This window comes from Pseudomonas sp. CM27, from assembly GCF_013179515.1.
Taxonomy (GTDB): domain Bacteria; phylum Pseudomonadota; class Gammaproteobacteria; order Pseudomonadales; family Pseudomonadaceae; genus Aquipseudomonas.
The window spans coordinates 1-7951 of record NZ_JABMCN010000267.1 but is presented as its reverse complement, the minus strand read 5'-3'; the positions used below and the strand labels follow the sequence as shown (position 1 = coordinate 7951).

At 62.4% G+C, this 7951-nt stretch carries 9 protein-coding genes and 1 pseudogene; 6 read left to right on the top strand and 4 right to left on the bottom strand.

The window, feature by feature from the left end:
* Positions 1-134: 134 nt before the first annotated feature.
* Positions 135-2384 (top strand): Orn/Lys/Arg decarboxylase N-terminal domain-containing protein, encoded by a 2250-nt coding sequence (locus HP547_RS24930; RefSeq protein ID WP_172221366.1) that lies wholly within the window; start codon positions 135-137, stop codon positions 2382-2384.
* Here the strand turns inward: HP547_RS24930 and HP547_RS24925 are convergent.
* On the bottom strand, positions 2368-2586 hold the full coding sequence (locus HP547_RS24925; RefSeq protein WP_172221345.1) for a hypothetical protein: 219 nt from the start codon (positions 2584-2586) through the stop codon (positions 2368-2370). The two genes, HP547_RS24930 and HP547_RS24925, sit on opposite strands and share 17 nt — an antisense overlap.
* Positions 2587-2743: 157 nt before the next feature.
* Between HP547_RS24925 and chrR the strand changes: the two genes are divergently transcribed.
* Positions 2744-3304: a class I chromate reductase ChrR gene (gene chrR / locus HP547_RS24920; RefSeq protein ID WP_172221342.1), complete on the top strand. Its 561-nt coding sequence runs from the start codon at positions 2744-2746 to the stop codon at positions 3302-3304.
* A 164-nt stretch (positions 3305-3468) separates the two neighbouring features.
* Here chrR and HP547_RS24915 read toward each other — a convergent pair whose 3' ends face one another.
* Complete coding sequence (locus HP547_RS24915; protein ID WP_172288043.1) at positions 3469-5541, bottom strand: TonB-dependent receptor domain-containing protein; 2073 nt, start codon at positions 5539-5541, stop codon at positions 3469-3471.
* Between the two features lie 218 nt (positions 5542-5759).
* Between HP547_RS24915 and HP547_RS24910 the strand changes: the two genes are divergently transcribed.
* From HP547_RS24910 to HP547_RS24900, 3 genes are read left to right on the top strand one after another with little or no spacing between them, the layout of a single operon-like run.
* Entirely contained in the window at positions 5760-6008 is a 249-nt protein-coding gene (locus HP547_RS24910) for a helix-turn-helix domain-containing protein (protein WP_172221336.1), read from the top strand.
* Positions 6009-6018: 10 nt separating this feature from the next.
* Entirely contained in the window at positions 6019-6366 is a 348-nt protein-coding gene (locus tag HP547_RS24905) for a head completion/stabilization protein (protein WP_172221333.1), read from the top strand.
* The gene (locus HP547_RS24900; protein WP_172221329.1) at positions 6359-6721 is read left to right on the top strand and encodes a hypothetical protein; all 363 of its coding nucleotides are present in this window, start codon (positions 6359-6361) and stop codon (positions 6719-6721) included. The genes HP547_RS24905 and HP547_RS24900 overlap by 8 nt, the downstream gene beginning before the upstream one ends.
* On the opposite strand, the gene HP547_RS24895 is transcribed toward HP547_RS24900, so the two are convergent.
* Positions 6718-7110, bottom strand: a complete 393-nt coding sequence (locus HP547_RS24895; protein WP_172221326.1) for a helix-turn-helix domain-containing protein — start codon at positions 7108-7110, stop codon at positions 6718-6720. The genes HP547_RS24900 and HP547_RS24895 overlap by 4 nt on opposite strands.
* Positions 7111-7309: 199 nt before the next feature.
* Between HP547_RS24895 and HP547_RS24890 the strand changes: the two genes are divergently transcribed.
* Positions 7310-7573: an ogr/Delta-like zinc finger family protein gene (locus HP547_RS24890; RefSeq protein WP_172221323.1), complete on the top strand. Its 264-nt coding sequence runs from the start codon at positions 7310-7312 to the stop codon at positions 7571-7573.
* A gap of 101 nt (positions 7574-7674) precedes the next feature.
* Here the strand turns inward: HP547_RS24890 and HP547_RS24885 are convergent.
* A pseudogene (locus HP547_RS24885) lies at positions 7675-7951 on the bottom strand (NADH-quinone oxidoreductase subunit N); the annotation flags it as partial.

Below are 7951 nucleotides of genomic sequence, written 5' to 3'. Positions count from 1 at the left end.
GCTGTGCAGCAGCCCCGGCAATTTTTGCGTCGCCTGTGAAATTTTTGGGGCCGCTGCGCGGCCCTTTCGCGACGCAAGGCCGCTCCTACAACTACCCTCATCAGGACTACATGTCCTTCGGAGGTAGCCACCTGATGTACAAGGACCTCAAGTTCCCCATCCTCATCGTCCACCGCGCCATCAAGGCCGACAGCGTTGCCGGCGAGCGCGTGCGGGGCATCGCCGAGGAATTGAGCCAGGACGGCTTCGCGGTCATCAAGGCCGCCGACCTTGCCGAAGCGCGTCTGGTCGCTGCCACCCACCACGGCCTGGCCTGCATGCTGATCGCTGCAGAAGGTGCCGGCGAGAACACCCACCTGCTGCAGAACATGGCCGAGCTGATCCGCCTGGCTCGCCTGCGCGCGCCCAACCTGCCGATTTTCGCGCTGGGTGAGCAGGTGACCCTGGAAAACGCCCCCGCCGAAGCCATGAGCGAGCTCAACCAGCTGCGCGGCATCCTCTACCTGTTCGAAGACACCGTGCCGTTCCTTGCCCGCCAGGTGGCACGCGCCGCACATATCTACCTCGATGGCCTGCTGCCACCCTTCTTCAAGGCACTGGTGCAGCACACCGCGCAGTCCAACTATTCCTGGCATACGCCCGGCCATGGCGGCGGCGTCGCCTATCGAAAAAGCCCGGTGGGCCAGGCCTTTCATCAGTTCTTCGGGGAAAACACCTTGCGCTCGGACCTGTCGGTTTCGGTGCCGGAGCTAGGCTCGCTGCTCGACCACACCGGGCCGCTGGCCGAAGCCGAGGCCAGGGCGGCGCGCAACTTCGGTGCCGACCACACCTTCTTCGTCATCAATGGCACCTCCACCGCCAACAAGATCGTCTGGCACGCGATGGTCGGCCGCGACGACCTGGTACTGGTGGACCGCAACTGCCACAAGTCGGTGGTGCACGCGATCATCATGACCGGCGCCATTCCGCTGTACCTGTGCCCCGAGCGCAACGAGCTGGGCATCATCGGCCCGATCCCGCTCAGCGAATTCGGCCCCGAGGCGATCCAGGCGAAAATCCAGGCCAACCCCCTGGCCCGTGATCGCGGGCAGCGCATCAAGCTGGCGGTGGTGACCAACTCCACCTACGACGGCCTGTGCTATCACGCCGGGTTGATCAAGCAAGCCCTGGGCGCCAGTGTCGAGGTGCTGCATTTCGACGAGGCCTGGTTTGCCTACGCGGCGTTCCACGAGTTTTTCACCGGGCGCTATGCCATGGGCACTGCCTGCGCCGCGGACAGCCCGCTGGTGTTCAGCACCCATTCCACTCACAAGCTGCTGGCCGCGTTCAGCCAGGCCTCGATGATCCACGTTCAAGAGGGGGCCAGGCGCCAACTGGACCGTGACCGTTTCAACGAAGCGTTCATGATGCACATTTCGACTTCGCCGCAGTACAGCATCCTCGCCTCGCTGGACGTGGCCTCTACCATGATGGAAGGGCCGGCCGGGCGCTCGCTGTTGCAGGAGATGTTCGATGAGGCGCTGAGTTTCCGCCGTGCCCTTGCCAACCTGCGTGAGCACATTGCCGCAGATGACTGGTGGTTCAGCATCTGGCAGCCGCCGAGCGCCGAAGGTATCCACCGCCTGGCCGCGCAGGACTGGTTGTTGCACCCAGGGGCCGAGTGGCATGGTTTTGGCGAGGTGGCGGACGACTATGTGCTGCTTGATCCCCTCAAGGTGACCCTGGTGATGCCGGGCTTGAGCGCAGGCGGGGCGCTGGGCGAGCAGGGAATCCCGGCAGCGGTGGTCAGCAAGTTTCTGTGGGAGCGGGGCCTGGTGGTGGAGAAAACCGGCCTGTACAGCTTCCTGGTGCTGTTCTCCATGGGCATCACCAAAGGCAAATGGAGCACGCTGCTCACCGAACTGCTGGAATTCAAACGCCACTATGACGGCAATGCTGCTTTGGGGAGTTGCCTGCCCAGCGTGGTGGCTGCCGATGCCTCACGCTACCAGGGCATGGGGCTGCGCGACCTGTGCGACCAGCTGCATGGATGTTACCGCGCCAATGCCACGGCCAAGCAGCTGAAGCGGTTGTTCACGCGCTTGCCGGAAGTAGCAGTAAGCCCGGCGCGGGCCTATGACCTGATGGTGCGTGGCGAAGTCGAGGCGGTGCCGATCGAGGCGCTGCTGGGGCGTGTGGCGGCGGTGATGCTGGTGCCGTACCCGCCTGGTATTCCGTTGATCATGCCGGGGGAGCGGTTCACCGAGGCGACCCGCTCGATAGTCGACTACCTGGCTTTCGCCCGGGCATTCAACCAGGGCTTCCCCGGTTTTGTCGCGGACGTGCATGGCCTGCAGAACGACAGTGGCTGCTACACGGTGGATTGCATCAAGGAATGCGCGTGATCTCGACGCCGCTGCGCGCCAATTCAAAGCGGTTGTCACCCAGGTGGTTGACCTTGTCGCCGATGGCCAGGCGGTAGGTGGTGATAGGGGCGCCCAGCGTGCTGCCGTCGTGTTGCAGGGTCGACTCCTGGAACTCGTGCACGGGGTAGATACGGCCTTCGGCGTCACGGGCGTGGAACTGGCCGACCATTACTGCTGCCATTTGGGTGGAAACCTCTGAATTACGTAGGAAATGTCTGTGGACATAGACCGTTGAACAGCGCTGGAAGTTTTCCCTTGAACCAAAAAAAACCAAAGCGCCGAGGAACGGTCATCTATAACTACAACGTCCCTTTACCCAGCAAAGGTTGGAATTGCCCATGAGCCAGGTGTATTCGGTAGCGGTTGTAGTCGGCAGCTTGCGCAAGGATTCGTACAACCGCAAGGTCGCCCGCGCACTTTCGGAGCTGGCGCCGTCCAGCCTTGCCCTGAAAATAGTCGAAATTGGCGATTTGCCCCTGTACAACGAAGATGTCGAGGCCGACGCGCCCCCGGAAACATGGAAGCGCTTTCGCGACGAGATCCGCCGTAGCGATGCGGTGCTGTTCGTCACCCCGGAGTACAACCGCTCGGTGCCGGGTTGCCTCAAGAATGCCATCGATGTGGGCTCACGGCCCTACGGGCAAAGCGCCTGGAGTGGCAAGCCGACTGCGGTGGTGAGTGTGTCGCCGGGGGCGATTGGTGGTTTTGGCGCCAACCATGCGGTGCGCCAGTCGCTGGTGTTTCTCGACATGCCGTGCATGCAAATGCCCGAAGCCTATATCGGCGGGGCGGCCAGCCTGTTCGAAGACTCGGGCAAGCTCAACGACAAGACCCGGCCGTTCTTGCAGGCGTTTGTCGACAAGTTCGCTTCGTGGGTGAAGTTGAACCGGGCGGTTTGATTGGCTAGCACACAACCCCTGTAGGAGCGGCCTTGTGTCGCGAAAGGGCCGCAACGCGGCCCCGGCAATAGGTGCATCAACGCTAAAGTCCCGGGGCCGCTCTGCGGCCCTTTCGCGACACAAGGCCGCTCCTACAATGACCCGCGCTGACTGGCCCTGGGTGGTTAGCGGAAGCTGTAGGAAACCCCGGCATACACGCCAAACCCTTCACCCGGCGTCGAGCGGGCGTTGTCGTTACCGGCGTCGTTGTAGGCAGGCGTCACTGTCGCCGCATACCGCTTGTTGGTCAGGTTGCGCAGGTCCAGCCAGGTCTGCCAGTCCTGCTTCGGCGAATCCCAGCCCAGGCGCGCGCCAAGCAAGGCATATTCGTCGGCGTGGTAGCTGTTGGCATAGTCCACCTGCACTTTCGACGCCATCTGCGTGTTGATCCCGGCATAGAAGCCGCTTGGCCAGTCGTAGCGCAGTTCGGCCTGGTAGTAGTGCATCGGGATGCCGGGCAGGCGGTTGTCGCCAAACTTGTCGTCATCACGGTAATGGAAGTCGCTGAAGGTGTAGGCCTGGCGCAGGCTGAGCCTGCCAGTGCCGGCACGTTCCCACAGGGTGCTGTCCAGGCCTGCCTCGACGCCCTGATGCACGGTGGCGCTGGCGTTGAATTCCGACGTGAAATTCGGCACCACTTCCACGGCCAGCAGTTCATGGCGCACCTGCGAGTAGTACCAGGCCAGGTCCCAGCTGCCGAGCGCGGAGTCGCCACGGGCGCCCAGTTCCAGGGTGGTGGCAGTCTGGTTCTGCATCTCGATGGGCTGGATCTGCTTGCCGCCGACGCTTGGCGAGCTCCAGATCAGCGACCACGGGTGGGGTGGCTCTACCGAACGGCTGAGGTTGCCGTAGACCTGCAGGTCTGGGCGGATGTCGTAGCGCAGCCCCAGGCGTGGTGCATAGTCCCAGTCATGCATGCTCACCTTGCCACCTTCGGCAGGGTAGGTGACGTCACTCTCGCGGCGGGTGTAGATCATTGCCAGGCCGGTGGTCAGCCACAGGTTGGGCACCAGCTCCAGGTCGTTGCCGGCATGCACCACGGTGTCGGAACCCTGGTAAGTGAAATCGCGGGTACGTGCACCGAACACGTCGCCATTGCGCGCGAACTGCGAAGCGCCGCTGTTGGGCAGGTGCTTGGTGGTACGCCAGCCCACGGTAGTCTTGCTTTCGTGGCCGAACAGGGTGTCGCGGCGGAAATAGTTGAGCGTACCGCTGACATCGGTGTAGGCCACTTTCAGGCGCATCGGGCCTTCGCGAAGGTCCATCGGGTAGTCATGGTAAACCAGGCCGGCTTCCAGACGCGCGTCATCTTCGAGGTAGAAGGTGGTCTTGTTGCCGACCCAGGTGCTGCCCGGTTGAGGGCGGCTGTCGTCGCGGGCCAGATAGGCAGGGTTGGCCGCGCGCGGATGGTGCTTGATCTGGTCCTTGGTCAGGCGCCCGGCCAGTTCGTTCCGGGTTTCCCGGTAGCGAAGGTAGAAACGGGTTTCCAGGTTGGGGTTGAAGCGGTAGCCGACATTGGCGGCAATGCCTTTGGCGCTGCCGCTGCTGTGCGCCTGGTAACCGTCATACTCGGAATCGGTCAGGGCCACGTAGTAATCGAGGTTGCCCAGTACCTGCCCGGAACTGATATGCCGGTGCTGGTAGCCGCGGCTGCCGACCTCGTAGCGCACCTGCAGCGGTGCTGCGTCGTACCCGGTATGGGTGACGTAGTTGATGGCGCCACCCAGTGCCAGCGCGCCCTGGTCGAAGCCATTGGCGCCGCGCAGCACTTCGGCACGGCTTAGCCACAGCGGCTCGAACAGCTCGTAGGGCGTACCGCCCGGGCCGGTCAGCGGCAGCCCGTCGAACATGGTGTACACCCCGGAACCGTGCGCGCCCGGCGCACGGTTGATACCCGAGCCGCGGATCGACAGCTTGATGCCGTCGTTGCCCGCCGATTGCGCGAACACGCCAGGCTGGTAGGCCAGCACGTCCTGGTTGCTGGCCACCCGGCCTTGCCCTACGCGCTGCATATCCACCAGATTGCTGGCACCCGGCACTTCGCGCAGGCGTTCGCTGGCTGCCGTCAGGTCGTTCTGTTCCTCATCGGTGATCAGCACCTGGCCCAGTTCGACCGAAGATGCCGCCAAGGCGGGCTGAGCGCTGCCAAAAGCAGCCAGCAGGCCAAGGCAGGACGAGAAGGGCAAAACGCAACGCATTGTACGACTCCAGGCGATAGGCGAATGAACAACGGCGTTGAGACGAGCGAAATGCCGCTTGGAGCACGAAGAAAGTCAGCAAATTTCGCGCAACCTTCATCAAACAGTTTTGTACGAAGTTTCTTTACAGTCCGCCGTAGTGGTGGCGTGCGGCGTGCGCTTCGTAAGGTGACTGCAGATCGGCAGCGATGCCTCGCAATCACCCGTGGAGCTCAAACATGACTGACAAGACCCGACACTCGCAGCAACCCTTGGCGGACGCTCCGGTTCGCCTGACGCCACGTGAACAGCAAGTCCTGTTGTGGTGTGCGTACGGCAAAAGCTCCTGGGAGATCGGGCAGATCCTCGAGTGCCGGGAGTCGACAGTGAACTTCCATGTGTCCAACATCCTGCGCAAGTTCGATGTGCCCACCCGCGTGGCGGCGGTGATCAAGGCCATTCGTTACGGCATGCTGGCCGGACAGTGAGGGGATAATCATGAGCAGCGATCCTCGGCTACCGCGCTTTGCCGATTGCCATGACCCGTTCTGGCCAAAAGTGGACCTGGGCACATTGCGTGAGCGCCTCAGGCTGCAGCGCCAAGTCGGTGATGCCGCGCTGGAAGTGGCGGCACGATGCGCTGTCATCGGTGCGGCACGTGAATTCGCCCACTGGCGAGCGGTGCTGCGTGCGCGGGGCTACAAGCGCCTGGCGGATGTGGCCGGGCATGACCCTGGGCGAGCCTTGGGCGTGTGCTACATCCGGTTTGTGGAGGCAGCGGTCATGCACAGCCTGGGTTCGACTGCCGACCTTCGTGTACCGCAGCGGAGGGCGGCGCATGGCTGAGGCATCGCTGTCCGGCACCTTGTCGCCCGCATTGTTGGAACTGCTGAGGGTGGACGGCAGTGTACTGTTTGCCGCCCTGCTGGGGGCACTGCTGGTGGGCGCGGCGCGCGACCGGTTGATCACCAACAAGGCCAGGCGCCTGACGCTTGGCAAGAAACTGCTGCTGGTGTTCGTGACCGTGGGGGTGGGCTACCTGTTCGAACCGCTGGTGTCATCATTGGCGCCCTTGCTGACCCGGGGCATGTCGGCATTCGTTGCCGCCGTGGTGGTGATTCCCATCAGTCTCAAGGTCATGGTCTGGCTCGACACGCTGGACCTGCGGGAAATCATTCAGCGCTGGCGGCGTCGAGGTTAGCCACCGCCGATAGTGGGCAAGTGGAGGGTCAGCTCGCTTATCCGTTGCTCCAGCTGCTGGATGCGCTGCCTGTCCTTGATGAACAGCAGGGTGGCCTGGCGATCACCTGGCGACAATGCCCTCAGCCGTTCGAGCATCTCGCGTTCCCAGTCACCATCACCTTGGAGCCCTGGGCCGGGGGCCATTTCACCTAGCAGCAACCAGTCAAGGGAACACGCATGCTGCCTGGCGATATCTACGCACAGGGAGTACGGCACGCTGTCGCGGACTTTCCAACTGCTCAGCGTCTGCGGGCTGATCGACAGCTTGCGGGAAAGTTCGGCATCGGACTGCGCGCCGGTCAGCAGCTTGAGGCGGGTGAGCACAGCTGCAAGTACGTGAGTACTCATAACAGATATCCATGACTGGTTTAATGATATTTCATGGGCTTAAACTACTCGTTACGAATACATCCCTGCGTATCAAGGAGCACTTTGCAATGAGCAACACCCAACCGAAGAATAGGTCAGCCTTTGCAGGTAATACTGACACAGTTGAACGATCATTCTCACAGAATAGTGGCCTGAACAGTGCCTGCAGGTACTTGCCGTGAGTACTTACAAACTGGTTTGCCCGCATTGCCACAGCCGCATGCGCATACGCACAAGTGAAGGCCGCCACATTTTCCTGCGAATCGCCTATCTGCAATGCACCACCGAGGCATGTGGCTGGTCGGTACGCGCCGAGTTCGAAATGACCCATGAACTTTCGCCAAGTGGCATGCCCAACCCCGAAGTTTACCTGCCTTCGGCCTATGGTGATCTGCGCAAGGCCGCGCTGCCTGCGGCAGCCCCCGGCTACGCGGAGGAGTGAGGCGGCTATTGGATGTAGATAGACGCACGTGCAGATAAAAACCGCGCAGATAAAAAAACACCCCGCAGGTGCGGGGTGTCTTTGTTTTTTTGCCGGACAGGTCAGCCGATCAGTTGCAGGCCTGCCTGCTGGACCATTTCCAGCAGCGGTTGCGGGTAGACACCCAGCACGAAGGCGAGAATGGCGATGGCCAGCAGCATGACGCCGCCGGTGCGCTGTTCCCATTTCAGCGGGGCGTCGTGGCGACGCAGGTTCGGCTCGACCAGGTACAAGGTGACCATGACACGCAGGTAGTAGTACACGCCAATGGCGCTACCGATCACCAGGGCACCGACCAGCCACCACAGGTGCGACTCGACGCCGGTGGCGATGATGTAG

Bases quoted from the DNA above. Each gene is read 5' to 3' on its own strand.
- HP547_RS24930 (WP_172221366.1), top strand. From the start codon at position 135: ATGTACAAGGACCTCAAGTTCCCCATCCTCATCGTCCACCGCGCCATC.
- HP547_RS24925 (WP_172221345.1), bottom strand. From the start codon at position 2,586: ATGGCAGCAGTAATGGTCGGCCAGTTCCACGCCCGTGACGCCGAAGGC.
- chrR (WP_172221342.1), top strand. From the start codon at position 2,744: ATGAGCCAGGTGTATTCGGTAGCGGTTGTAGTCGGCAGCTTGCGCAAG.
- HP547_RS24915 (WP_172288043.1), bottom strand. From the start codon at position 5,541: ATGCGTTGCGTTTTGCCCTTCTCGTCCTGCCTTGGCCTGCTGGCTGCT.
- HP547_RS24910 (WP_172221336.1), top strand. From the start codon at position 5,760: ATGACTGACAAGACCCGACACTCGCAGCAACCCTTGGCGGACGCTCCG.
- HP547_RS24905 (WP_172221333.1), top strand. From the start codon at position 6,019: ATGAGCAGCGATCCTCGGCTACCGCGCTTTGCCGATTGCCATGACCCG.
- HP547_RS24900 (WP_172221329.1), top strand. From the start codon at position 6,359: ATGGCTGAGGCATCGCTGTCCGGCACCTTGTCGCCCGCATTGTTGGAA.
- HP547_RS24895 (WP_172221326.1), bottom strand. From the start codon at position 7,110: ATGAGTACTCACGTACTTGCAGCTGTGCTCACCCGCCTCAAGCTGCTG.